Below are 25,739 nucleotides of genomic sequence, written 5' to 3' on the forward strand. Positions count from 1 at the left end.
TCATCAAAGTCTCCTTCCGATGATAATCATTCTCAAATGGAATTATAAATCAATGTCTGATACGTTACCATGGACGGGGACAGGAAAAGGATTTGGATTTTTTCCGGTTAGCATAAGTAACATTTCATCTAGCATTCGGCTTATAGCAATAGCTGAGTATTCGAACCAAGGATTCGAAGGTAAAACATAGACATGTCCATTTTTTACAGCACGGAGTTCTTTCCAACGATCAAGGTATTGTAGAGTAAGCCAATAATTTCGGGTTGGTGAATCTGGACAAATGATAAATAGCAAGCGGTCAGGGTCTATATTTACTAGCTGATCAAATGTAATATGCTCATTATATGTTTGTTGGCGAGCATCGACAGAACGAAGCTGTAAATCTGTAAACAGTACATCCTGAATCCCTTTATTACAATACATAAATAATTGATCACCGCATAAACGAAGAACGGCAAACGTATCATTTCCAACAACTTGATTAATTTCTAATCTCGCCTGTAATACCTTTTGTTCATATGTTTGAATGAAGCGCTCACCTACGCTTTGCTTTTTAACAGCTACAGCTAATTCTCTCAGCTGTGTTCGCCAATCCTTCGCTTGTATAAAGACATTTTTGATGCCAATTGTTTGAAGCCAATCAAGCATGGAGAGGGAGGGTTCCTCTTGAAAAATATGAATATCTGGCTTAACAGAGGCTAATTTTTTGAAGTTGTCCTCTGATTCTGTATCAAATATATTAACATGCACGGGAATTTTCTCTTGATAATGATGGTAATAATAAGGACTCCATTTAGCATTCAGCGGAGCTGCAACTGGTATGATACCAAGCGCTAATAAATTTCCAGTAGCGGAGACCGAAAAAGTAGAAATACGCTGGCGAGCCATCTTACTATAAGCAGAAGGTGAAATCCCAACTTCCTTTTTAAATTTTCGGCTAAAATAAAATTCGTCACTGTAACCTACTGTTCTAGCAATCTCACGAAGTAATAAATCGGTATCACGCAGTAATTGCTTGGCATGTCCGATACGTAGCGCCGTTAAATAATGTGTGGCACTTTGACCGAATGCCTTTTTAAATGCCTCTCCAAAGTAGCTGGAACTCAGACCCGAAATGAGTGCTAGATGCTTAATCGTAAGAGGTTGATGATGGTTTTTAGCAATATAATCTCGAATATCCTTTAATGATATTTGAGTTGTCGTATCTGTTATACTTTCCGTTTTCATATAAATGTCACTCCTTATTATAAGTATGAGAATTACTTGGCAGTAACCAATAGCTTTGGTAATGCACCGAGTAACTTCTCTCTTGTAAAGGCATCTCCGTAATTCCACTTTGTTGCATCCACTAAATAAGCATGGTTAGTTTGTACAGCAGGGAGTCCTTTCCAAATATCGCTATTAATCAATTCCATCGTAGCCATTTGCGATTCGGGTTTATCAGATAACAACATAAAGATGCGGTCACCAGCATACTGAGGTAAGTGATCTATTGGTATTTCTTTATACCCTCGCCTGCTTGAAGTAGTTTTTTGACTTGGGGGTGAGGCTGAAAACCATCTGGGTGAAAAAGGGCAGGGGATAGACCTGTACAACCTATAATAAAAAGGCGTTTGCCATGATCAAAAGTCAAAACAGATGCTGTTTCGCCAGGCTCTATCACTGTTTGTACTGCTGCCACATAGTATTTTCTTGGATTTTAAAATATTTTAGCCAATCTTCTGCACGCTGTTGTTGGCTAAGCCACTGCCCTAATAAAAGGACGCGTTCCTCCAATGAATCCCAGGAATTTAGGGTAACCGTTGGTGCAATAGAAGATAGAGCTTGATATTGCTGCTCGTCATTATTTGTAAAGATAATTAAATCAGGGTTCAGTTTGGAAGATTTTTCAATATTGATAGGGAAGGAAACATCTTGAATATAAGGAACATGGATTTTATAGAAGGATTTACTAATAGAGTTTTTGTCACCACCTATTGGCTGCACATCAAATATCAACATATCCCCAAACGTTTCTCCATGGTAAATAACACGATGTGGTGAACGAGGGATTGCTACCTCATGCCCTGTCCAATCTTTTACAACAGTTTTTTGTTTATATTGTCGTGCAAACTGTTTTGGAGGAATTCCAATTACCTGTCGGAAGCGGCGATTAAAATAATATTCATCATCCTTTGCCTTCTCTGCTGTGGAAGAAGATTGAGTTCCGCATGCAGCCAAAAGGATGGAAATCATTAAAATGCCAGTTAAAAAAGCAATCTTTTTTTATAAATTTTTTCAAAGCTGAGAGCCTCCTAATTCAATTGATTTCTCTCATTCTATTTCATTATAATGAAAATGATAATCAATATCAATTTGATGTTTAGGAGATAGAGTTTAAATGTACAAAGACAATCAGTTACTGTCCCATCTTTTTTATCAACCTATACAAATAGTGAAATTAAATGAAATGTTAAGTGACATAGCACAATTCACCTACCCATTGATGGTCATAGTATATGAGGGATATATAGATTGTACGCTTCAAGGTAGGCACGTCAGGCTTAGTTCAAATTCTGTCATGCTTTTAGATAATACTGACGATTTTCATCTTCTTGAAACATGCGAAGGCAGAGGGATCGTCATTCAATATCGTGTATATGGTTACAAAACTAATCGTTTATTGCAAGATTCTATCGTAATTGAGCAATGCTCCTATCGACTGATGAATTTAGCTAAAGAAGTAGAAAAAGAAGCGAACACTGAGAGCAATAATCCGTTTCGTTTACAAAAATTATTTGGTGAAATGCTAGAAGTGTTATACAGCCATTTGCGTGATAATAATCAAAAAAAAGAAGGACTATGGATTGATAAAGTACTTCATTATATTAATCTACATTTCCGTGAAGAATTAACAAGAGAGCAGATAGCCAAAAAAGCACAAGTAAGTCCAGAACATTTTTCTCGTACGTTTCATAAGCACACAGGCTATACATATAGTGAATATTTAACATTACTAAGAATACGAGAATCACAGAAAAGGCTATTGTTTACAATGCCTAAATTAGATGAGCTTGCCGAGGAAGTTGGCTACAATGAGGGAACTTATTTAAGTCGGAAATTTAAAGAAAAAGTAGGTGTAACACCAACAGTCTATTATCAGAAATCGAAGCGTGTCCTTGCACTCAATACCAATCATACAGCATGCTTACTAGCTCTTGGTATTACGCCAGTGTTGGGTGTATACTCTCCTTTTCTAGAGGGTATCAAGCCTGTCCCTAGTACGCAGAAACTGAAAGGCTATGAGTATGATATTGCTTCAAATTATCAGGCGATTACCGCAGCATGTCCAGATATCATTATTAACTACAGTGGGGGTGATGAAAAACCATTATTACTGTCAGTAGCTCCTATATTCGAGCTACCATGTAGAGAATTAAGCTGGCGAGAGCAATTTAGGTTGATTGCCCATATCGTTGATCGACAAGAAGTATGTAAGAGCTGGCTCCAGCAATATGATGAACAGATAGCTCAGTGTAACGATATTCTTGACCAACAACTTGGAGCAAGGGGGACTGCTATTGTTTGGGAAATAGGTAGTCATCAAGCATATTGTTTAAATAGTAGTCATGGAAGAGGGAGTCATATACTGTACGATGATTTGGGCTTTAGTCGACCAGCTGCGATTGTCACACGAAATATTGAACAAACAGGTTACTTATCAGTAGATATTGAAGATATTGCTTATTTTTCAGCGGATTATATATTCGTCACGGCTCTTCCTCCAAAAGATTTTGGAAAAGAGCATCTCTTGAGGGTATTACATTCAGAAAAATGGCAGTCACTTACAGCGGTGCAAAAGAAACAGGTGTATTTTTTGAATCAGTATGAATTATTTTATGGCTATGACCCATTATCTACAGCTACTCAATTACAAAAATTAATGGAAGTATTAACATCATAAATATACAGGGGAACAAATCACTTTCATACATAGACAGTTATTTTACATTCTTCTACAATTAATGAGAATTATTATCAATTGGTATGTGTGGAGGGAAAAAATTGCTGAAACAAAATAGAAAATTCATAGCGCCACTATTTCTTTTAATATTGCTTCTGTTAACGGCTTGTGGAGAAAAGGAGAAAAATTCTAGTCTGACTGCAGAGCAAGATACAAAAGAAGCAGAGACAAAAACGGTTCAGACGACAAATGGTGAGGTTGTTATTCCGACTAGTCCTCAGCGTATTGTAGCAGAGGAGTATATTGCAAGTTTGCTTGTATTAGATGTGAAACCTGTGGGAGCTCCTGGGTTGGCACTTGAAAACTATTATTTAAAGGATGCATTAAAAGGTGTAGAAGAAATCGGTGATTATGGGAAACCGTCGATTGAGAAGATTATCGCGCTCAAACCTGACTTGATTATTACTGGCAATGGGGAAAATTATGATGCTTTAAGTAAAATTGCTCCTACAATTGTCATTCCATATGGTGAATTGAAGGGTGCGCACGAAGAACTTACTTATTTCGGTGAGTTGCTTGGCAAAGAGCAAGAAGCTAAGGATTGGCTGGCGCAATATGATCAAAGGATTGCCGATGCCAAAGCACAGGTAGATGCGATTATTCCAGAGGATGCAAGCTTCTCTATTTTAGAGGATGCAGGCAAAACGTATTATGCATATGGTGATAATTTTGGACGTGGTGGACAACCAGTTTATCAAGCACTTGGTCGCAAACCACCTGCTAAAGTAGCAGATGAAATGATGGAAAAGCAGTGGGCTGAAATTTCCGAAGAGGTGCTGGCAGATTATGCAGGAGACTACATTATTTTGACTTCAGATGATCGCACAGTTGAAGATTTTAAGGAAGATCCTATATGGGGGAGCTTGCCAGCCGTAAAAAATAATCATCTTTATGTTTGGCCAGAGGAGCGCTCATGGTATTATGACCCAACTGCTGTGTTAGCTCAGGTAGAAGAATTAACAAACTGGCTTACGAATAAAAAATAAGCTATATAATTGAAAATGCTAGTACAACATACAAAACAAAATTAAATGAAATTTCATAAAATCACTCAGGCATAGGGTTGTTTGAGTGATTTTTCTATGCTTATACAGGTTTGTGTTGAGAATGATTATCAATTATAATAAACTTGTAGGTAGTGAAGAATTGGAAGGAATGATGTAGGATGCTACCAAAAGAGGAGTTTCTATTTCTTTGGAATCACGCAACGATTAAAGTGCTCGATATAAGATATGAGCTATTCAAACCTGAGGAAATCGGAAAATCATATAAATTGCCTGCAAATATGTTTCTTTATGCCACAGGTGGTGGTGCGGAAGTTCAAATTGATTTAATAAACTATACACTAGAGGGCTTTCATCTTATTCACGGTGGAAAGGGCACCACGCTACAAATAGTGGCTACAGACAAAGGATTTGAATATTTTTTAATATTTTATCGAGCTTCCATTCCTTTAACCTCAAATAAAATGATAGCCAGAGCCTTGCAAAGAAATAATCCTTTCAACTATCAATACAGTCTTGTTCCTAACTCACCTATTACAATGTTTGAGAAAATATATTTTATGTATAAGCAGTGGGAAAATGCCAATAATCTCAGCAAATTTACTGTTAAATCGCTATTCTATCAATTATTAAATGAAATTTTCATGCAGTTAGATCAGGACAGTGTCGACATTCAAAAGCTAAATGTCTCTAGTCAAATTAAAGCCTATCTAGAGCAAAATTATGCACAGCCATTGACCTTAGAATCCATTGCGAAGGCATTGCGCTATAGTCCATCTCATTTATCCATTCAATTCAAGCAACAATTAGGTTTCAGCCCGATTGAATATTTAATTCAGCTACGTATTGAAAAAGCTTCTATTTTGCTTGAGAAGACAAATGCTAGCTTACGCGATATCGCTATGGGTGTCGGCTATAGCGATGTCTATTATTTTAGTAGACTTTTCAAAAAGAGAGTAGGCGTTTCACCAACAAAATTCCGTCAAAAGAAACAAGGAAGTGATCTGGTAAAAGATAGTCCTTCAATGTCTGAAAGATACTCCATTGTCGATTGGAGCTTCCAAGATTATATTGAGAATGGTTATCAATATAATGAGAGGAAGTATGAACCAATGAACAAAAAAGGATTATCAGCTATTGCAACACTTTTCCTTTGTCTGACGCTTTTATTAAGTGCTTGCAGCAGCGGGGCATCAAACAATGCAGGAGGCGGAGAAAAACAAGTCTCTACTACACAAGTAGCCAGCGAATCACAAACAAAAATGGTCTCTACTATGAAAGGAGACGTAGAAATACCCGTTAACCCTGAGCGGGTAGTGGTGATGTATTATACGGGTGATGTACTAGCATTTGATGTGACACCAGTGGGTTCCTCTAAAATACAAGAGGGAGCAGCATTTGAGGAAGAATTAAAAACAGTTGAAAGTTTAGGTGAATGGTTCGAACCAAATGTCGAGGCAGTAATCCAATTAAAACCTGATGTCATCATTATTCCAAGTAAGGATGAGCTTTACGATCAAATGCAGAAAATTGCACCTACTGTCATGATTGATTTCTCAACCTCACTAGATGAACGTTTAACAAAGATTGGTGAAGTACTAGGGAAAGAGAAAGAAGCAAAAGAGCTTTTAGCTAATTTCTATACAAAAGTAGAGGATAGTCAAAAGAAGCTAAAAGAGGCAGGTATTTCAGATAAAACGGTTAGTATTATGGAAGGCGGCAAAGGAAAAATGTCCGTTGTGACAAGTTATACCTTTGGACGTGGTTCCCAAGCTATTTATGAGTATTTAGGAATGAAAGCACCAGATATTATTCAAAAGAAAATAGATGATAAAAACAACACCAATGAGGCAATCGATGTTTCTTTAGAAGTATTAAAAGATTATGCAGGAGATTATGTGTTCCGCTCATCTTATGACGGAATGGTAGATTTAACAGATCATCCAGTTTGGTCTAATATTCCTGCCATTAAAGAAGGAAGGCTTATCGAAATAGATTTTGGTTTTTGTTACTACAACGACATTTATTCATTATCAAAACAGCTAGATTTCATTGTGGACCAACTAGTTGCTACAACTAAAAATTAAAAAATTGATGGTTTACCCCATAAATGATTATTAATACATAACATTTATAGAGAGGTTATATTTTTATTTAAAATGAGACAAATTTGATTATTTGACTTTGTCTATTCTTTTTTAAAGTGCACTTCTAATAATAGAGATTAACTTTTCAAAAAGAAAGAAAGCACTAAAGAAACCAACATTGTTTCTTTAGTGCTTTAATTTAATTTCTTACGATTTGGAACGTGCCAGGAGTAGTAGTTTGGATAATATGACGATTTCCACTGATGGTAAAGTCAGCTGGAACTTGCTTGCCAAAACCATTTGAGCGATTGAAGGAAGAATTGGCTGGTAAGCCTTCAATTATGATTTCCATATTTGCATCAAACGTTACTGGTTGTTTATTCAATGTAGCTTGAAGAGTAATTCGATTTGCCTTTTTTGTTACTTGAATATCCATAACCCCTTCATCTTCATTGACAAGTGTATAAAGGGGAGGAATAATGATGGTCATTTTGTCTTCTGTTGTTAGAATATAACGTTCCGTGTCATTTTCTGATGCGGCTACATTAATTTTAGCTTTATAGATATTTTTATTTTTTATCATAGCTGTAATTTTCCCTGGGACAGCTGCTGCATCAGATAAAACAGGTGTTTTTGGTATGTTATCTTTTGAAGGAAGTGTGTGTGTTCCTTGTACAAAATCCACTAAAGTCCATACATTTGGGACGAGCTGCTGCTGAACAGGTGTTAATGCTTCAAAAGAAGTTTTGACTGCCTGCACATCCTGAGCTGTCGATGTTTTTGGTGATAAAGCTGCAATAGCGTTTTCAACTTCTTTAGCTGCTGCCTTATCCTTTACAACCAGCTGTTCTGCATCAAGTAATTGCTGCTCGATACCTACAGGTAAAGAAATATTCGAAAACCTACGTAGTGCATTAAGCTCTGCTCGGGCATTGGCTACATCTTTATGGAACGAGAGACGAGATGAATTAATCAATTGAATTTTATTGACCACCTTGTCAACAGATGTATTTGGCGCGATATAGGAAGTTAGAATTTTTTGCGCAGATGCACTTACAAAGGTTTTTTGCGCTGCATTCAGGGTATTATACCAATCTTTTGTTTCAGTAACATTTTGATAATAATTAGAGGACGTAGAATCCACAGAATACAATTTCTCTTCAATTTGTGCTGCAAGCTTACGATAAGCAATTCTTGTCTGCTGATGTGCTGACAATGTGGAGTAGTTCGTAACATACTGTTTTTCTGTTTCCGTTAAAGCATTGTAAGCCTTCAAAGCTGCCTCTAAATTGGTTTGGAAAGTAGCAGTTGTATTGTTAATATTGTTAATTAGTTGTATAACATTTGCCACGTTAGCATTGTAGTTAGCAATTATGTAGGCTGGCTTTGGTATCTCAGTAGCCGATACTGGTGCGCTATAAAGAAGTGAGGGCACGGCCACTAAAGACAGTAATGCTAACTTTTTTTTATTTTTCATATGATGAGAAACCTCCTATTTCCATAATTATTATAGATAAAATTGGCCTCGGTTCGCAGAGGTTATCCAATATATGGTGTTGTTTTAATTTTATCATAGCCTAGGATATTTTTAAGCATTTTTAGATGAATAGGTAGATAGTTGATAGATTTTTTGATAATAATACATATCTTTCGACTCTAAGAGAAATACTCATGGTGACTTCAACACGAGCCAAGCAGTTGTGATAATGAACCGTATGTTTGAGAGAGGGCCAGTATATGATGTGAGAGGAGGTTCCAAATTCTCACGTTTATTTAATCAAGATGGGAAACAGCTTTCAAAATATTAGATGTTAGTGGCAAGAGGTGCTTGGTAATGTTTAGAAATTGTTGAGGAGGTTATGTTAGTTTATTGTTGTGATTATTGTGAGAATCACAGCGTACAATTTGAAGAAGGACTAGATAGGCTATTATCTAGTTCTTTATTTTAATTAAGGGATTGCTAAATTTATGAACGAAAAATATGTTGGTATAGTGGCTGATTTATTCAATTACTTAACATGTTCAGGATTTGTTTAGAAGAGTGTAGTAAGCTATTATTTGTAATCTTGTCAATGTCTTAAATCTTAAATAAACCGAGAAAGACTTGGCTTTTTGTAAGCCTAGTCTTTTTTTGGTTAAGTGATCCTGCAACCAAATGTTGTATTTTTAGTTATTGTCATGCCTGATATGGACGGTTTAGCATTGGGTGAAAAGATTCAAGAAATTGTAGCAAACCTGTACAAAATTCACGTTTAGAAAAAACTATAGAACGGCTAGAGCAAATCAATAACAAAGTAAAAGAAATTAAACCTAGACTAACAGTAATCAAGCTTTTTGGTGGCCTTCATGTTGTTTTACCAAATGGTCAGTCACAACCGATTAAATGGCGAACTTCCAAAGCTAAAGAACTATTTGCTTACATGCTAGAGCATAAAAATGAAATGATTTTCCGTGATACCATTCTAGAGTTATTTTGGCCAGAGTCTGATATTGATAAAGCTTCCAAACAGCTTTATACAGCCATTTATACCATACGGAAAACATTAAAAAACTATGGGGTGGAGGGCGTAAAAATTTCAAGTCCTTTGCTAAGTTCTGGCTACAAACTAGTAGTTGAAAATATTGTGGTGGATGTAGAACAATGGCTAACTCGCTTAAAATTATTACCTCCAATACAGCAGACAACAGTGGATGAACATGAACAAGTATTCCAGATGTATACGGGTGATTATTTAGGAGACTGTGATTATTTATGGGCGGAAAGTGAAAGAGAACGTTTAAGGAGACTATGGTTGCACCATGCTCAGCAACTAAGCGAATTTTACATAAGAAATGAAAGGTACAATGCTGCTATAAAGGTGCAGGAAAAAGTGCAAGAACTATACGCTGATGCAGAAGATAACTATTTTACTTTAATGAAGCTTTATGAGCTACTGAGTAATTCAGCTGCCGTTGAGGAGCAATATTGGCTGTTAAAAAAAGATGCTTCAAGAGCACTTGGCAGTGGAACCAAGTAGGGAGGTTGAGGATTGGTATAGAAGCTGGAAAAGGCCAATTCCATATCACAAGTGAATGTATAATTAGAATACATTTTTATAACATTGGAAAAGACTCTGCATAATCGCAGAGTCCTTTCTTTTAGTATGGTTTTAAACCATTGCGCTTAGCTTGGTTGTAATTATAATATGCAGAGTTTAAATTTTCATATACATTTGTAACTTCATTTTGAGTTGCGTAAGGATTACTAGCAATAGATTGTGCCTGATCAATAGCATTTCTGAGATATTGATAGTCATTTAAGCTAGTCCATTGGTAATTACTTGATACATCATAGCCATTACCGTAATACGAAATTTCAACAATACTATTGGAAGCAGAAGTAATAAGTGTTTGTAAATTGGTTTTATCCACATAATATCCATTATTACCATACTTATAAGCATTCTTATAAGTCCAGATGGCGTTGTTTAAATTATTGATTGCGTTGGCGATATCAGTTTGAGATGCATAATAATTATTTACGACTGCTTGAGCAGATGAAACAGCAGAATCAATTGCGTTCTTTTCGGATTGTGTAGTCCAAGGGTTATTGTAATAAACATCCGAGCCGTTATTCCAAGAAACTGTTACGTATTGAACAGAGTTGATTAAGGATTGTAATGAAGCTTTATCACCATAGCCGTATTTTGTTCCACTCTTCTGTGCAGCCTGGTATACTGCTAGTGCATTTTTATACTGACTTATAGCATTTTTTACTTGCTCTTGTGAGGCACTATTATTGTTTGCTACAGCTCTTGCACTTGTTACTACAGATTCGAATGCAGTACGTTCTGTCTGTGTTGTCCATTTGTCCGTATTTAAAACATCATAGCCGTTTACAGATACTTGTACATACGGTGGGGATGCGATAAGTGTATTAAGTTCTTTTTTATCAATGACAGGAAGCGTCACGGAGACACGACTATCGTCCACCTGTACATTGTTTACGAGATGTCCTGAATCTAAAGCTACTTTAGTACCGCCTTTTACAACGATTTGCTCGATTTTACCCTCACCGTAAAGGCTGAAATCATTTGCCACATCAATTGTAAGCTTTTCTATATTGGACATAGCTTCAAACGATGTAACTTTTCCTACTACATCTACTTTGGAAAGCGTTTGGTCAGAAGATATATTGACTTTAGTACGTTCCAAATTGATGTTTGATGATTTCATATCGATTAAAGTGACGTATAGCCAACTTACCTTTTTCGTTACAATTGGTTTTAGTGTAATTGTTTCATCTACTGCTACTTCATCGAGTGTAACGGCTTTTTTTACTCTATTTGTAATGATAAGCTGACCATCCACACTAACATCTTGAATCTTTACATAGTCAGCGTTTACAGTAAGATCTCCCGAGATTTGTGCGTCACCTCCATCAAAATAAACAGATTTTTTGCTTGTACCTGCTTTGTTTAATATTAATGAAGTAACGTCCGTAATTTGACCATTTTTCACTACAATGGTAGCTCGGGCATTTGTTAATGCAGTTTTATTTGAAGTATCAAATAGGGGCTTTAATGCCGATTGAATTCTGAATGTACCATTAGATGTTATCACAGTATCTTTTGTTATGTTTTTGATCGTTACGGATTCACCTATTACTTTTTTTGCTGCTGCTACATGTGTCTCATATGAATTTGATTGAATTTGAGATGAGGCGGCATTCGCAGTAGACATTGGTAATACTAGTGTCGCTGTAATAGCCGTGGCCATTAATGTTGATAGCGCTTTATTTTTCATGTAAGTCACTCCAATCATTCTATTTAATAGTTAATATATCATATTTTCCTATAATTTAGAATTAGAAGAGGATGTTTTACTATGAATCTCAATTCAAATAAGTCATTAGTCCTTTATATTGAAAAATAAATATTTGGTGAAGTATCGGTATTTTTCTCTATAATTCTGTAAAATTTCTACTTTATTCGCTAAATATTTTATTGTGATACAATCATCCATCCATTATTATTAGTATAAAAGTGGGGGTGTTAGTTATGAAAAAATCAAGAGGAATTGCCTTAAAACTTTCTTCCCTTATAATAGGATTATTTCTCATTTTATTTTTATCCTATACGGTCATAACGGGGATTATTATAAAAAAGCAAAGTGTTGAAGACGCAGAGCATGGAACATTACAATCAGCTGAATCTTCTGCAGCTATTATGAGTGAAAGATTTAAGAAAGCCAATACGACATTACAAACAACAAAGCGTATCATAGAAAGCATGGAGAAGAATAATACGTTGTCTACCAAGGGTGTCATAGACGTAATGGAAAACAATTTAGCTAGCAATAATGACATTCTTGGAGTAGGAGCAATCTTTGAGCAAGATTCTATTATTTTAGAACCAACTGAAGCTGCTTTAGTAGATACTAAAAAACGTTTTATCCCTTATTTAAGTAAGAACGGAAATGATATCTCGACTGCTCTAATCGAAGGTATTGATGATAAGAGTATTTCTGAATGGTATTGGGTACCAAAAGAAGAGAGACGTGCAGTTTTGACAGAGCCCTATGATTATAATGTAAACGGACAATCCGTATTAATGACAACCATTTCGGTGCCATTAATCAATGCTTCCGGAACATTTTTCGGTGTATTGACAGCCGATGTATCAATCGATTTTTTAAATGATTTAACAAAATCGAATGCCCCAGAAGGCGGTTATGCGGCAATTATTACGAATAAAGGTGTGCTAACAGCTAACAGTTTTGGTGAAGAATTAGTTGGGCGCAATATGCAAGAGGATCCTACTTGGACAAGTATTAGTAAGACAATGGAAAATGGCGAGCTAACAAGTATGTACGTTGACTCTGATCAACTGAAGGAAAAGGCATATAATGTTTTTGCTCCAATGATTTTAGAGGGTATTGACGAAACATGGACTGTTCAAGTCGTGTTAGCTGAATCAAAGATTCTAGAAACATATAATCATGTATTTGTATTTACGATTATTGCTTCCATTATTATGGTGGTTTTGATGACAGCTGCAAGTGTGTTATTCATCTATAAACAACTAAAACCACTTAAATTTTTACGTGCATCGATTGAAACTGCAGCCGAAGGGGATTTAACACAAAAGGTGGAAGATCGATATATTAAGCCTGATGAAATTGGTGCAGTTGCTGTGGCCTATAATAATATGTTAGATAAAACCAATAGTGCGATTCAAACTGTACTAAATTCCACGAGGTTATTGAACCAATCTTCTAATCAGGTAAATGAGGCATTTAATGAGGTAGTTGCTTCTAGTCAGGAGGTTTCTGTAGCTATCAACGAGATTGCACAGGGAGCTTCGAAGCAATCAGAGGATACAGAAGAAACAAATTATCGAATGATGGATTTATCAGATCAGATTGATGCGATTACGGCTCTTTCTAATGAAATGGATGAGCTATCTCATAAAACAGGTGTAACAACAGAAAAAGGATTGCTTGAGGTTGAAAGTTTAAGAGAGCGTAATATGGAGACAAATGAAATGAATGGGCGTATCCAGCAGCAAATGGAATCATTAGCTTCTAATATTGCCAATATTAATCAGATTATTGCTTCGATCCAAAGCATTACCGAGCAGACTAATCTGCTAGCTTTAAATGCAAGTATTGAGGCTGCACGTGCTGGTGAGCATGGTAAAGGATTTGCTGTAGTTGCAGAGGAAGTTAGAAAGCTAGCAGAACAATCTAAAAATGAAACAGAAATTATTAAGAGTACAGTAGAAAGCATTCTTGAAAATTCTCAGCAGACAGTTGCTGTGATTGCATCTAATGCAGATTTAATGCAATCTCAAAATGAGTCAGTACAAAGCACGCAACTAGCATTTAAAGATAGCAGTGACTTGTCAGGTTCAATTGCAAATTCTATTAGTGAATTAATGAATAAACTATCTAGCATGTTAGAGCATAAAAATCAGGCAATCATGGCGATCCAAAGTATTTCGGCTATTTCAGAGCAAACAGCAGCCTCTGCGGAACAAGTAAGTGCTTCTGCAATGGATCAACAAGCAGAATTACAAAAAGTAGCAGAGTCTATTCAAAATATGAACGATATTTCAAACGAGCTACAAGAAGTTGTAAATCGATTTAAGCTTGTTTAAAAGCAAAGGCTGCCTTCAATATAGAGGCAGTCTTCTTTTATTGTGAAAGTCAGCGAAATTGACCTAGAAGGAATTCAACACTACTATTCACACTGAGAGGGGGACATTGATATGATGTATCTCGGAATGATTTTCTTTCAAATTGTTGTACCTATTTTAGTGTTACTTGTAATAGGCGCTATCCTACAAAAGAAATTTCGCTTTAATTTAAAAGCATTGTCTCAGCTTATTACATATTGCTTTATGCCGGCAGCTGTTTTTGTAAATTTATATGAAACACATGTGGAGTTATCGGTACTGGGAGAGGTCGGATTATTTATTGTACTCTTTATCGGTAGTCAAATGTTACTCAGTCATTTTATGGCAAAAGGGCTAGGTTTAGCTAGAACAGAGGCAGCTGTCTTTAAAAATAGTGTGGTGCTTATTAACTCGGGCAATTACGGTATTCCGGTGGCTCAAATGATATTTGCCACGCAACCTATTGGAGTAGCCATTCAGGTCATGCTCGTAATCTTTCAAAATATGACTACGTACACATATGGTTTATACAATTTAATTTCTTCTACAAAGTCAGGTATGACAATCATCAAGGATTTCTTTAGAATGCCTATTATTCATGCGCTGATTATAGGTGTCGCTATGAATTATTTTGATATCGGTATTCCACAGTTTATCAAAATTCCAGTAGAACATGTAGCAGATGGATTTATTGCTGTGGCCTTAATTACTTTAGGTGCGCAATTATCACAACTAGAGATGAAATCAATGTTTAATAAAACTGTCTTTATCAGCTGTTTTACGCGATTAATTATTGGACCATCTGTTGCATTAGCCATTATTTATATATTGGGATTAGATGGAGTCGTCGCACAATCACTGTTTATAGCTAGTGCCTTTCCAACATCCCGTAATAGTTCTAGTCTAGCATTGGAATATGATGTAGAATCAGCAACAGCCGCGCAAGCTGTTTTATTTTCAACCATTGTAAGCTGTATAACGGTAACCATTGTGATCTATTTTGCGGAAGTATTATTTACCTAGTAAGATAAAAAATAACTTCCATCTCTTAGTATTATCTGCTACACTAGCATCAAACTAAATAGTATTAACTAGGGGAGTCTGATGAGTCAGGCTGAGAGGGGAACGCTACAAAGTTTCTTGACCCTTTGGACCTGATCTGGCTCATACCAGCGTGGGAAAGTTAAGAAGCTATTGCAGAGTATGCAATCAATAGACCTTTACATTCGTGGCCGGATCCAAATAATTATTTTGGATTCGGCCTTTATTTTTGGATTGTTGGGGTGAGCTAGAATCGGTCCTTAGATTAAAATAAATTTAAGGGAGAGAAGTAGCTCATGTCAGCAATTAGTGAAAAGAATATTACCATTATGTCTAGCTTTGAAGGAAGTAAAAAAGTATATGTGGAAGGATCACGCCCAGATATTCTAGTACCTATGCGAGAAATTGCATTAAGTCCAACAACAGGCAGTTTTGGAAATGAAGAAAATGCTCCTATTCGAGTATATGATACGAGTGGGCCCTATACAGATCCAGCCTACCAAGTAGATATTACGAAAGGTTTACCTGCCTTACGAAATGCATGGATTCAAGAGCGAGGGGATGTAGAAGCATATGAGGGACGCTCCATTAAACCGGAGGATAATGGCTTTCGTCATGTTGATGACCCGCGTATTCAAGAAAATGTCTTCCCTGAGTTGGCGAGAAAGCCTTTGCGTGCTAAAAAAGGTAAAAATGTGACACAGCTTCACTATGCACGAAAGGGGATTATAACGCCTGAAATGGAGTTTGTAGCGATTCGTGAAAATATGAATCCTGAATTTGTACGTTCAGAAATTGCAGCTGGACGAGCTATAATGCCTTCTAATATTAATCACCCTGAGGCAGAGCCAATGATTATTGGGCGTAATTTTCATGTAAAGATCAATGCGAATATCGGGAATTCTGCTGTATCTTCTTCCATTGCAGAAGAAGTTGAGAAAATGACCTGGGCAACTCGATGGGGCGCAGATAATATTATGGATCTATCGACTGGTAAACATATTCATACAACTAGAGAATGGATTATTCGAAATGCTGCAGTGCCAGTGGGAACAGTGCCAATTTATCAGGCTTTAGAAAAGGTAAATGGTGTAGCAGAGGATTTAACGTGGGAGGTTTATCGTGATACTCTCATTGAACAAGCTGAGCAGGGTGTGGATTACTTCACCATTCATGCAGGTGTCCTTTTACGCTATGTACCACTAACAGCAAATCGTGTGACAGGTATTGTATCTCGAGGGGGCTCTATCATGGCACAGTGGTGTTTATATCATCATCAAGAGAATTTCCTGTATACACACTTTGAGGAAATTTGTGAAATTATGAAAGCTTATGATGTTGCTTTTTCCTTAGGTGATGGTTTACGCCCCGGCTCAATTGCAGATGCCAATGATGAGGCGCAATTTGCAGAGCTTGAAACACTAGGCGAGCTAACACAAATTGCTTGGCAGCATGACGTTCAGGTGATGGTTGAAGGACCAGGTCATGTACCAATGCATCTGATTAAAGAAAACATGGACAAGCAATTAGAGGTTTGTAAGGAAGCGCCCTTCTATACATTAGGACCACTCACAACAGATATTGCTCCAGGTTATGACCACATTACATCAGCCATTGGGGCAGCCATGATTGGATGGTTTGGTACAGCGATGCTTTGTTATGTGACTCCAAAAGAGCATCTTGGTTTACCAAATCGCGAGGACGTTCGTGTGGGCGTTATCACTTATAAAATTGCTGCACATGCTGCTGATTTAGCAAAAGGTCATCCAGGTGCACAACAACGAGACGATGCACTGTCTAAAGCGCGCTTTGAGTTCCGTTGGCGTGATCAATTCAATCTGTCCCTAGATCCAGAGCGTGCAGTAGAATATCATGATGAGACACTGCCAGCAGAGGGAGCAAAAACAGCACACTTTTGTTCTATGTGCGGGCCTAAATTCTGTAGCATGAGAATTTCACAGGACATTCGTAATTATGCGAAAGATAAGGATTTGAATACGACTGAAGCGATCCATCAAGGTATGAAGGAAAAGGCAGAGGAGTTTAAAAAAGCAGGCAGTCAAATTTACCAATAATGAAAGAAAAGGCTTATGTCAAAAAATAGACATAGGCCTTTTCTTAATCGAAAAACTCCATGTGAATAGTAGATTCACATGGAGTAAAAGTTGGATTTGGATATCAATAATAAAGTGGAATATTAAACGTTTGTTGGTTGTTTTACATATGGGTTTGTAAGGTCCATACCTTCTAAGGAAAGACCCATCGCTTTAGCGACACCTTCACCATATGCTGGGTCAGCTAGATAGCAGTGAAGAATGTGACGGCGTTTGATGAATTCTTCAACAGAAGCCATATCATTCGCGGTATTTTCAAATAGACGTTGTTGCTCTTCCGCAGTCAATAGACGGAATAGTTTACCTGGTTGCTCAAAGTAATTATTATCGTCTTCACGGAAGTCATGAATACCTGCATGACCATCAATGCGTAATTCAGGCTCTTTATGGTCTAAATTATGCTCCCACTCGCCATAGCTATTTGGTTCATAGCTTAATGTCGAACCGAGATTGCCATCAAAGCGCATTGCTCCATCGCGGTGGAAAGTACGGAATGGACATTTTGGTGCGTTGACAGGAAGCATATAGTGATTTACACCAAGACGATAGCGTTGTGCATCCGCATATGCAAAGATACGCCCTTGTAACATTTTATCTGGGGAGAAGCTGATACCAGGAACAATGTTAGAAGGTGCAAATGCGGCTTGTTCAACTTCTGCAAAGTAATTGTCTGGATTTTTGTTTAACTCGAACTCACCTACAGGAATTAATGGGAAGTCTTTTTTATACCATACCTTTGTTAAATCAAATGGGTTGTATGGTAGCTCACGAGCTTGTTCCTCTGTCATTACCTGAATGTACATTTTCCATTTAGGGAAATCTCCTTTTTCAATTGCTTCATATAAATCACGTTGTGAAGATTCACGGTCTTGACCAATAATCTCATTCGCCTCGGCACCAGTTAAGTTCTTAATGCCTTGCTCTGTACGGAAGTGGAATTTAACCCAAACACGTTCATTATTAGCATTGATAAAGCTATACGTATGAGAACCAAATCCGTGCATATTACGGTAACTAGCTGGAATACCACGGTCAGACATAACAATTGTCACTTGGTGAAGTGCTTCAGGTAATGAAGTCCAGAAATCCCAGTTAGAATTGGCATTTTTCATATTTGTACGTGGGTCACGTTTTACCACATGGTTTAAATCTGTAAAATGTAATGGATCGCGGAAGAAGAATACAGGCGTATTGTTCCCTACTAAATCCCAGTTTCCATCTTCTGTATAGAATTTAAGGGCGAAGCCACGAATATCTCGCTCTGCATCTGCTGCACCACGTTCACCCGCTACTGTAGAGAAACGTGCGAACATTTCAGTTTTCTTGCCGATCTCTGAGAAGATTTTCGCCTTAGTATATTGTGAAATATCATGCGTTACAGTAAAAGTACCAAATGCACCTGAGCCTTTTGCGTGCATACGACGTTCTGGAATTACTTCACGATTGAAGTTTGCTAGTTTTTCAACTAACCATACATCCTGAAGTAAAAGAGGGCCACGTGGACCTGCTGACATAGAGTCATGGTTACTTACTACTGGAGCGCCACCTGCTGTTGTAAAGCGACGGCTACGATCATTTGCGTTTGTCATATTAGCTTACCTCCTGAAAAAAATGTGAGTCAAACTCTTCGTCTATAACTATAACAAATATAAAATAGAATTGCTAGTACATTATAATAATTATCGTTAAAGAATATTTGTATTTTAGTATAAACTATAAATATATGCGCTAGACATACGAATTATACATAGTTTCTAGCTTTAATTTATTTTATCTGATCTCAATATTATAGATAATTATCACGATAAGGTCAGGATAATGACATCATGATAAGAATCTTTATTGAAAATAAAATCAACTAATTGAAAATCATTTTAATCAATCTTTTATTTTTTTCTATATCGGTTAGGTGTAATACCAATTTGTTGCTTAAATAATTTTATAAAATAATTTGGATCATCAAAACCGTTTAAATGAGCGATTTCGCTAATAGCAAAATCTGTTTCTAGCAGCATTTTTGTAGCATGATGAATTCTTACTTGTTGTAAATAGCGCTTAAATGGCAAGCCTTGTTTTCTTGAGAAAATCGTACTTAAATAATTGGGGCTTATTCCAAGCTTATGAGCAACAAAGGGAAGAGACAGTGCACTATCTTTAAATTGTTGATCAATTATTTCTATAGCTAGTTCAACATAATCAGCTCGTTTCTCTATTCGAGCTACCGTTGCTAACTCAATTAATGTCTGCGTGAAAGAAATAATCTCATTGAGTATCGTATAAAATATAGGATGCTCAATGATTAAGTGAAATAGCTGACGGTAGTTTTGTTCGATAACCGCTTTTTCATGTAATTTATATTTCAGCATAAAGCGTCTAATTTGTGCTAAGACACTCGTCAAATGAATGCGTAAATCGTCTTGCTCATAATATATGCCTTCATTAGAAAGCCGATATAAAAATGTTTTAACGGCCTCTAGGTTTCCATCTTCCAAACTACTTATTAGTAATTGTTGCTCTTCTGGTGTCAGTAAGGGATCAAAGGGCTGAGTTTCATATTGTTTGCTCGCATAAAAAATATGGCCAAAGCCCTCATAAAAACTTTGATGTAGTGCACGCTTTGTTAATGTATACATAGTTTTAATGGTTGTAGGTGTTCCATCATATATGCCGATATTTAAAGAACTATTACTAATCAAACGCCATTCCTTCATAAGTGTACGTACATCTTTTTCCACAATCCTTATATCATTTGTTTGAAAAAGACATACGATTCTATTAGATAGAGGATAGGTTTTCATATGAAAGTGAATCGGTGTCTGTTGAAGCCAATTGTAAAGCTTATTGAAGGTTTCAGTATGCTCGGGTTCAATCATTGTGAAATGTATCGTTGTCTCAATTGAACCAGATTTATTATCTAAAAATAATTGATTATAAAAGGAATCGTTTGTAGCCTCTTGCGCATCTTCTGTAATCTGGGGTGTGCGAAGAGAAATGGTTGTGAGTTTTTTCTTTAATAGCTCTAAATCAATAGGCTTCACAAAAAGATGAGCCACTTGTAAATCAATTGCTTTCAAAGCATTTTTAAATAATGGCTCTGTTGTCATGGCTAAAATGGCACCAGAAAGCTTCTGTAAATCGCGATAAAGACCTGCTAGGCGATTATTAGGAAATAAATCGATATTTAACAGTATGGCATCTGGTTCAAATTGTCGAATAATTTGAGGCACTTCTGAAATACTTGTACACATTTCAATCAAAACATCTCCAGGGAAGTATGTATGTAAAAACCACTTTATTCCTGCTAGGTCAGTAGGATCGCGATCAATTAATAACAGTTTCATACCATCAGCCTTTCTTAAAATATTCAAGTTTCATATAAAAGTACGGTTTTATTAATAAAAATAACATAGTAATCTAAAAAAAGTCTTGTTTTCTCTATTAAAATTCTCTATATTCTGAAAAAAGTAGTTAGTACAATGTAAATAGAGTAATTGATCATCAGCAAAAATCAACTTTGGATATGAAAACGCTTAAAAAATTTGATACTGATGTTTTCAAATTACGAAAATATGAATGAAGATAACTTATTTACATAGCCATATAGGGAATAGGGGGATGTCATGTGAAGTCAATCATCGAGCTTGATGGCAATACATTAACAAGACAACAAATAGAGGAAATCGTGAAGGGGCAAGCAACAGTTGCACTTGCTACAGAGAGTTTAGAACGTATTCGTTTAAGTAGAGAGCGTATCGAAAAGCGTTTAGCTGAAGGCCAAACAATTTATGGTGTGAATACAGGGTTTGGTAAACTTAGCAATATAAAGATTGAAGAAGAAGACATTGAGCTATTGCAGCTAAATTTATTACGATCAGATGCAACCGGTGTTGGTGAACCATTCCCAACAGATGTTGTACGTGCAATGATGGTGTTACGTGCCAATGCTTTAGCCAGAGGATTTTCTGGCATTCGTGAGGAAACAGTACAACTATTGTTGAATTTTATTAATAAAGGTGTTCATCCGATTGTTCCGTCACAAGGTTCAGTTGGCGCAAGTGGTGATTTAGCGCCTTTATCACATTTGGCATTAGTGTTAGTGGGAGAAGGAAAGGCTGAGTTCAACGGAGAAATCATGAGTGGTAGTGATGCGCTAAAGCAAGCCGGGTTAACCCCTGTTAGACTTCAAGCTAAAGAGGGGCTAGCATTAGTTAACGGTACACAAGCTATGACGGGGATAGGTGTATTAACGGTCAATGAAGCTGAACGAATTGGTCTTGCAGCGGATATGGCTGCTAGCTTAACACTGGAAGCTTTAAAGGGCATTACCTCGGCATTTGATCCAGCACTTTTAGCAGTAAGACCACATCCAGAGTTAGAACTAGTGGGCGGGCGTATTCGTAAGTGGCTTGATGGCAGTAAACGTGTGACAAAGCAGGGTGAAATTCGCATGCAGGATGCTTATTCACTACGTTGTATACCGCAAGTCCATGGTGCTTCTTGGCAGTCATTTTTCTACGCACAGGACCGTGTTCAAACTGAAATGAATGCAACAACTGATAATCCAATCGTTTTAGAAAGCGGGGAGGTTTTATCGGGTGGGCATTTCCATGGACAGCCAATAGCCTTGGCAATGGACTTTTTGAAAATAGGTGTATGTGAATGGGCCAATATTTCAGAACGCCGTACAGAACGCATGGTAAACCCTCAACTTAATGAAGGGCTACCACCATTCCTAGCAACAAACCCTGGGATTGAATGTGGACTTATGATTGCTCAATATACAGCAGCCTCTATTGTCTCAGAAAATAAAGTTTTAGCACATCCTTCGAGTGTAGATTCTATTCCTACATCAGGTAACCAAGAGGATCATGTAAGTATGGGAACAACTTCGGCACGTCAAGTACGTCAGATTGTTCATAATGCTGCTCGCGTTGTAGCTATCGAATTGATTTGTGCATCACAGGCTATTCATTTAGACAAGGCAGAAGAGCAATTATCTCCTACTACAAGTAAATTCTTAAAGAAGGTGCGTGAATTCTGTCCACCATTGCTAGCCGATCAACCAATTGGCGATGAAATTGAAGCATTGGCTAAATATCTACTATCAAGTAATGATTTAGTAAATGAGTATGTGTAAATTGCATTGAATTTTTGATAAAAAAGAGCAAAGGCGTCGCTCGGTTATCACCGAGTAGCCTCTGCTTTAAAAATATTTATATGTTATTAAGTCTGAATATTCAGTTATTAATAGGTTTAGACAATAACATTCACATTATTTTTAATAGGAAAAGGAGCGTGTTTTGAATGGTATTTAAGACAGATATTCGTGCACCACGTGGAAATGAACTAACATGTAAGGGATGGACACAGGAAGCAGCAATGCGTATGTTAATGAACAATCTTGACCCAGAGGTGGCAGAGAATCCAGATGAACTGATTGTTTATGGGGGTATTGGTAAGGCTGCTCGTAACTGGGAAAGCTATGAACAAATCATTGCATCTTTAAAAGAATTAGAGAATGATGAGACTCTATTAATCCAATCTGGAAAGCCAGTAGCTGTATTCCGTACACATGAGCATTCCCCTCGAGTGTTGATTGCCAATTCAAACCTTGTACCAGCATGGGCAAATTGGGATCACTTTTATGAATTAGAAGAAAGAGATTTAATGATGTATGGTCAAATGACTGCTGGGAGTTGGATTTATATTGGTGCTCAAGGAATTTTACAAGGCACTTATCTGTCCTTTGTAGAAGCAGGCAAAAAGGTATTTGGCACTGCTGATTTACGTGGTAAATTCATCCTTACAGGTGGTATGGGCGGTATGAGTGGTGCACAGCCATTAGCAGGGAAAATGGCTGGTGCTGTAATCTTAGTTGTTGAAGTTGAACGTGCTCGCATCGAACGTAAAATCAAAGAAGGCTACTGTGATTATATTGTAGAAACTGTAGATGAAGCAATTGCATTAGTTAATAAATTACGTGACCAAAATGAGCCAGCATCCATTGGCCTTGTTGGTAACTGTGCTGATGTTAATCGTGAGTTGTTGAATCGTGGAATTATTCCAGATTTTGTGACAGACCAAACATCTGCACATGATCCGATTAATGGTTATGTACCTAATAGCATGACCTTTGAAGAAGCGCTAAAACTTCGCAAAGAGGATGTAAAAACATATGAGCGTAAAGCAAAAGAAACAATGGCAGAGCATGTTCGTACAATGCTAGAGTTTCAAGAGGCAGGCGCAGAAGTATTTGATTATGGGAATAACATTCGTGCCTATGCCAAAGAAATGGGTGTAACAAATGCCTTTGATTTCCCAGGCTTTGTACCAGCGTATATTCGTCCGTTATTCTGTGAAGGAAAGGGCCCATTCCGTTGGGCGGCGCTTTCAGGAAACCCTGAGGATATATATAAAACAGATGCACTGGCAAAAGAGATGTTTGCTGAAGATGAGGGGCTAGTCAATTGGATTGATATGGCACAAAAAATGGTGAAATGGCAAGGGTTACCTGCACGTATTTGCTGGCTAGGCTATGGTGATCGTCATCGTTTTGCATTAAAGGTCAATGAAATGGTTGCAAATGGTGAATTATCAGCACCAATTGTCTTTGGCCGTGATCACTTAGATTCAGGTTCTGTAGCATCACCAAATCGTGAAACAGAAGGGATGCTAGATGGTTCGGATGCGGTATCGGATTGGCCAATTTTAAATGCCCTTGTTAATACTGCGAGTGGTGCAAGCTGGGTAAGCGTACACCATGGTGGTGGTGTAGGAATGGGTTATTCACAGCACGCAGGTCAAGTCTTAGTAGCAGACGGATCAGAGCTTGCTGCTGAAAAAATTGCACGTGTATTAGTTTCAGACCCTGGAATGGGCGTTGCTCGTCATGCTGATGCAGGCTACGATATTGCTATCAATACAGCAAAAAACAAAGGTGTCCATATACCAATGTTAAAGGGTGATGTGAAGTGACCATTCTAATAAAAAATGCAAATGAAGTAATTACACTGAAAAGTAATGCACAAGGGCCACGTACAAAAGAACAAATGCAGGAAATTGCAGTAATAGAATATGGCAGTGTTTTAATTGAAGAAGAGCGTATTGTAGCAGTAGGAGCTTATGAACAACTAGAAGTCGACTTCCCAGAATTAATAAAGAAAGCAGAAACGATTGATGCTACTGGTAAGCTTGTTATGCCTGGCTTAGTGGATTGTCATACACATTTAGTGCATGGTGGAACACGCGAGCAAGAGTTTAATATGAGATTAAATGGTTCTACCTATATGGAAATCATGAATGCAGGCGGCGGCATTCATGCTACAACAGAGCGTACACGAGAAACAAGCTTTGATGAATTATATAAAAAGACAATGCAGCATTTAGATGTATTTTTAAAGCATGGCGTAACAACAGTTGAAGCAAAATCAGGGTATGGCTTGGACTGGGAAACGGAAAAGAAACAGCTAGAGGTCGCAAAAGAATTACAAGCTACACATCATATTGATGTCATTAGCACGTTTATGGGAGCCCATGCAGTTCCTCGTGATTATAAGGGGCGTGAGGATGAATTTGTGGATATTGTGGTCCATGAGATGCTGCCAAAAGTGGCGGAACTTGAGTTGGCTGAATTTAATGATGTATTTTGTGAAAAGGGCGTCTTTACACCCGACCAATCCCGACGTATTTTAGAGGCTGGAAAAGCACTAGGCTTAACCCCCAAAATACATGCGGATGAAATAGAACCTTATCAAGGCGCCGAGCTGGCTGCGGAAGTAGAGGCCATTTCTGCGGAGCATTTGTTAGTTGCTTCTGATAAGGGAATTCGAAAAATGGCTGAAGCGGGTACAATTGCTGTATTGCTGCCAGGTACTGCATTCTTTTTACGTGCACCTTTTGCAAGAGGGCGTCTAATGATTGACGAGGGAGTACCTGTGGCGATATCAACAGATTTTAACCCTGGGTCATCTCCAACAATGAGTCTACCCTTCATTATGAATTTAGCTTGTATGCATATGGGTATGACATTGGAGGAAGTATTAACGGCAACAACAATTAATGCAGCATATGCACTAAATCGAGGCGAGCAAATTGGTTCCCTTGAAGCACATAAAAAAGCTGACGTACTTATCCTTGATGTTGCGAATTACAAGCAACTGCAATATTTCTACGGCATGAACCATACACATACAGTAATCAAAAATGGGCAGGTTGTTGTACAAAACGGAATTCTGCTGAAAGATCAATAAAAATAATGGGCATAAATAAGGCTGAGTAGCTTTATTTATGCTTTTTTTTATAAATTAGTTGCAAATGCTTTGCTAAAAGATTAT

At 37.3% G+C, this 25,739-nt stretch carries 18 protein-coding genes and 1 riboswitch; of the genes, 10 read left to right on the top strand and 8 right to left on the bottom strand.

Going from position 1 to position 25,739, the window contains the following annotated elements:
• Positions 1 to 42 precede the first annotated feature (42 nt).
• Genes JIN86_RS20425 through JIN86_RS20435 form a run of 4 tightly spaced genes read right to left on the bottom strand, consistent with a single transcriptional unit; the run spans position 43 to position 2,235 of the window.
• A complete protein-coding gene (locus JIN86_RS20425) occupies positions 43 to 1,227 on the bottom strand; it encodes a helix-turn-helix domain-containing protein (protein WP_202342738.1) in 1,185 nt (394 codons plus the stop codon).
• Positions 1,228 to 1,259: 32 nt separating this feature from the next.
• Positions 1,260 to 1,454, bottom strand: coding sequence for a hypothetical protein (locus JIN86_RS23650; RefSeq protein ID WP_004233838.1), 195 nt, complete (start codon positions 1,452 to 1,454; stop codon positions 1,260 to 1,262).
• 35 nt (positions 1,455 to 1,489) lie between these two features.
• Entirely contained in the window at positions 1,490 to 1,681 is a 192-nt protein-coding gene (locus JIN86_RS23655) for a hypothetical protein (RefSeq protein ID WP_039885431.1), read from the bottom strand.
• A complete protein-coding gene (locus JIN86_RS20435; protein ID WP_004233834.1) occupies positions 1,660 to 2,235 on the bottom strand; it encodes an ABC transporter substrate-binding protein in 576 nt (191 codons plus the stop codon). The genes JIN86_RS23655 and JIN86_RS20435 overlap by 22 nt, the downstream gene beginning before the upstream one ends.
• A gap of 145 nt (positions 2,236 to 2,380) precedes the next feature.
• Here JIN86_RS20435 and JIN86_RS20440 point away from each other — a divergent pair, with 145 nt between their 5' ends.
• From JIN86_RS20440 to JIN86_RS20450, 3 genes are all read left to right on the top strand, one after another.
• Positions 2,381 to 3,943: an AraC family transcriptional regulator gene (locus JIN86_RS20440; protein ID WP_202342739.1), complete on the top strand. Its 1,563-nt coding sequence runs from the start codon at positions 2,381 to 2,383 to the stop codon at positions 3,941 to 3,943.
• A gap of 101 nt (positions 3,944 to 4,044) precedes the next feature.
• Positions 4,045 to 4,989 (top strand): ABC transporter substrate-binding protein, encoded by a 945-nt coding sequence (locus JIN86_RS20445; protein WP_004233831.1) that lies wholly within the window; start codon positions 4,045 to 4,047, stop codon positions 4,987 to 4,989.
• A 179-nt stretch (positions 4,990 to 5,168) separates the two neighbouring features.
• Positions 5,169 to 7,094, top strand: a complete 1,926-nt coding sequence (locus JIN86_RS20450; protein WP_202342740.1) for an ABC transporter substrate-binding protein — start codon at positions 5,169 to 5,171, stop codon at positions 7,092 to 7,094.
• Between the two features lie 199 nt (positions 7,095 to 7,293).
• Here JIN86_RS20450 and JIN86_RS20455 read toward each other — a convergent pair whose 3' ends face one another.
• A complete protein-coding gene (locus tag JIN86_RS20455) occupies positions 7,294 to 8,571 on the bottom strand; it encodes a hypothetical protein (protein WP_202342741.1) in 1,278 nt (425 codons plus the stop codon).
• 943 nt (positions 8,572 to 9,514) lie between these two features.
• Here JIN86_RS20455 and JIN86_RS23660 point away from each other — a divergent pair.
• Positions 9,515 to 10,111, top strand: a complete 597-nt coding sequence (locus JIN86_RS23660; protein WP_237497375.1) for an AfsR/SARP family transcriptional regulator — start codon at positions 9,515 to 9,517, stop codon at positions 10,109 to 10,111.
• 121 nt (positions 10,112 to 10,232) lie between these two features.
• On the opposite strand, the gene JIN86_RS20465 is transcribed toward JIN86_RS23660, so the two are convergent.
• The gene (locus tag JIN86_RS20465) at positions 10,233 to 11,879 is read right to left on the bottom strand and encodes an FIVAR domain-containing protein (RefSeq protein ID WP_202342742.1); all 1,647 of its coding nucleotides are present in this window, start codon (positions 11,877 to 11,879) and stop codon (positions 10,233 to 10,235) included.
• 254 nt (positions 11,880 to 12,133) lie between these two features.
• On the opposite strand from JIN86_RS20465, the gene JIN86_RS20470 reads away from it, so the two are divergent.
• The 3 genes from JIN86_RS20470 (at position 12,134) to thiC (ending at position 17,367) form a co-directional block, all read left to right on the top strand.
• A complete protein-coding gene (locus JIN86_RS20470) occupies positions 12,134 to 14,233 on the top strand; it encodes a methyl-accepting chemotaxis protein (protein WP_004233815.1) in 2,100 nt (699 codons plus the stop codon).
• A 111-nt stretch (positions 14,234 to 14,344) separates the two neighbouring features.
• The gene (locus JIN86_RS20475) at positions 14,345 to 15,274 is read left to right on the top strand and encodes an AEC family transporter (RefSeq protein ID WP_004233813.1); all 930 of its coding nucleotides are present in this window, start codon (positions 14,345 to 14,347) and stop codon (positions 15,272 to 15,274) included.
• 60 nt (positions 15,275 to 15,334) lie between these two features.
• Positions 15,335 to 15,449: riboswitch (TPP riboswitch) on the top strand.
• Between the two features lie 139 nt (positions 15,450 to 15,588).
• Positions 15,589 to 17,367: a phosphomethylpyrimidine synthase ThiC gene (gene thiC / locus JIN86_RS20480; RefSeq protein ID WP_004233811.1), complete on the top strand. Its 1,779-nt coding sequence runs from the start codon at positions 15,589 to 15,591 to the stop codon at positions 17,365 to 17,367.
• A gap of 122 nt (positions 17,368 to 17,489) precedes the next feature.
• On the opposite strand, the gene JIN86_RS20485 is transcribed toward thiC, so the two are convergent.
• Together JIN86_RS20485 and JIN86_RS20490 are read right to left on the bottom strand one after the other, a co-directional pair.
• A complete protein-coding gene (locus JIN86_RS20485; protein ID WP_004233810.1) occupies positions 17,490 to 18,995 on the bottom strand; it encodes a catalase in 1,506 nt (501 codons plus the stop codon).
• 297 nt (positions 18,996 to 19,292) lie between these two features.
• Positions 19,293 to 20,747 carry a helix-turn-helix domain-containing protein gene (locus JIN86_RS20490; protein WP_202342743.1) on the bottom strand — a complete coding sequence of 485 codons (1,455 nt, stop codon included), beginning with the start codon at positions 20,745 to 20,747 and terminating at the stop codon, positions 19,293 to 19,295.
• A gap of 290 nt (positions 20,748 to 21,037) precedes the next feature.
• Between JIN86_RS20490 and hutH the strand changes: the two genes are divergently transcribed.
• From hutH to hutI, 3 genes are all read left to right on the top strand, one after another.
• Positions 21,038 to 22,543 carry a histidine ammonia-lyase gene (gene hutH / locus JIN86_RS20495; RefSeq protein WP_202342749.1) on the top strand — a complete coding sequence of 502 codons (1,506 nt, stop codon included), beginning with the start codon at positions 21,038 to 21,040 and terminating at the stop codon, positions 22,541 to 22,543.
• Between the two features lie 167 nt (positions 22,544 to 22,710).
• On the top strand, positions 22,711 to 24,381 hold the full coding sequence (hutU, locus tag JIN86_RS20500) for a urocanate hydratase (protein ID WP_202342744.1): 1,671 nt from the start codon (positions 22,711 to 22,713) through the stop codon (positions 24,379 to 24,381).
• Positions 24,378 to 25,655, top strand: coding sequence for an imidazolonepropionase (gene hutI, locus JIN86_RS20505; RefSeq protein WP_004233803.1), 1,278 nt, complete (start codon positions 24,378 to 24,380; stop codon positions 25,653 to 25,655). The genes hutU and hutI overlap by 4 nt, the downstream gene beginning before the upstream one ends.
• The last annotated feature ends 84 nt before the right edge of the window (positions 25,656 to 25,739 follow it).

Source organism: Lysinibacillus sp. HST-98 (genome assembly GCF_016757845.1).
In the GTDB taxonomy this organism is placed as follows: domain Bacteria; phylum Bacillota; class Bacilli; order Bacillales_A; family Planococcaceae; genus Lysinibacillus; species Lysinibacillus capsici.

Excerpts from the sequence above, each read along its gene's own strand:
- JIN86_RS20485 (WP_004233810.1), bottom strand. The coding sequence starts at position 18,995 with ATGACAAACGCAAATGATCGTAGCCGTCGCTTTACAACAGCAGGTGGC.
- JIN86_RS20490 (WP_202342743.1), bottom strand. The coding sequence starts at position 20,747 with ATGAAACTGTTATTAATTGATCGCGATCCTACTGACCTAGCAGGAATA.
- thiC (WP_004233811.1), top strand. The coding sequence starts at position 15,589 with ATGTCAGCAATTAGTGAAAAGAATATTACCATTATGTCTAGCTTTGAA.
- JIN86_RS23660 (WP_237497375.1), top strand. The coding sequence starts at position 9,515 with ATGCTAGAGCATAAAAATGAAATGATTTTCCGTGATACCATTCTAGAG.
- JIN86_RS20475 (WP_004233813.1), top strand. The coding sequence starts at position 14,345 with ATGATGTATCTCGGAATGATTTTCTTTCAAATTGTTGTACCTATTTTA.
- JIN86_RS20470 (WP_004233815.1), top strand. The coding sequence starts at position 12,134 with ATGAAAAAATCAAGAGGAATTGCCTTAAAACTTTCTTCCCTTATAATA.
- JIN86_RS20425 (WP_202342738.1), bottom strand. The coding sequence starts at position 1,227 with ATGAAAACGGAAAGTATAACAGATACGACAACTCAAATATCATTAAAG.
- JIN86_RS20450 (WP_202342740.1), top strand. The coding sequence starts at position 5,169 with ATGCTACCAAAAGAGGAGTTTCTATTTCTTTGGAATCACGCAACGATT.
- JIN86_RS20440 (WP_202342739.1), top strand. The coding sequence starts at position 2,381 with ATGTACAAAGACAATCAGTTACTGTCCCATCTTTTTTATCAACCTATA.
- JIN86_RS20435 (WP_004233834.1), bottom strand. The coding sequence starts at position 2,235 with ATGATTTCCATCCTTTTGGCTGCATGCGGAACTCAATCTTCTTCCACA.
- JIN86_RS20465 (WP_202342742.1), bottom strand. The coding sequence starts at position 11,879 with ATGAAAAATAAAGCGCTATCAACATTAATGGCCACGGCTATTACAGCG.
- JIN86_RS20455 (WP_202342741.1), bottom strand. The coding sequence starts at position 8,571 with ATGAAAAATAAAAAAAAGTTAGCATTACTGTCTTTAGTGGCCGTGCCC.
- JIN86_RS23650 (WP_004233838.1), bottom strand. The coding sequence starts at position 1,454 with ATGTTGTTATCTGATAAACCCGAATCGCAAATGGCTACGATGGAATTG.
- hutU (WP_202342744.1), top strand. The coding sequence starts at position 22,711 with ATGGTATTTAAGACAGATATTCGTGCACCACGTGGAAATGAACTAACA.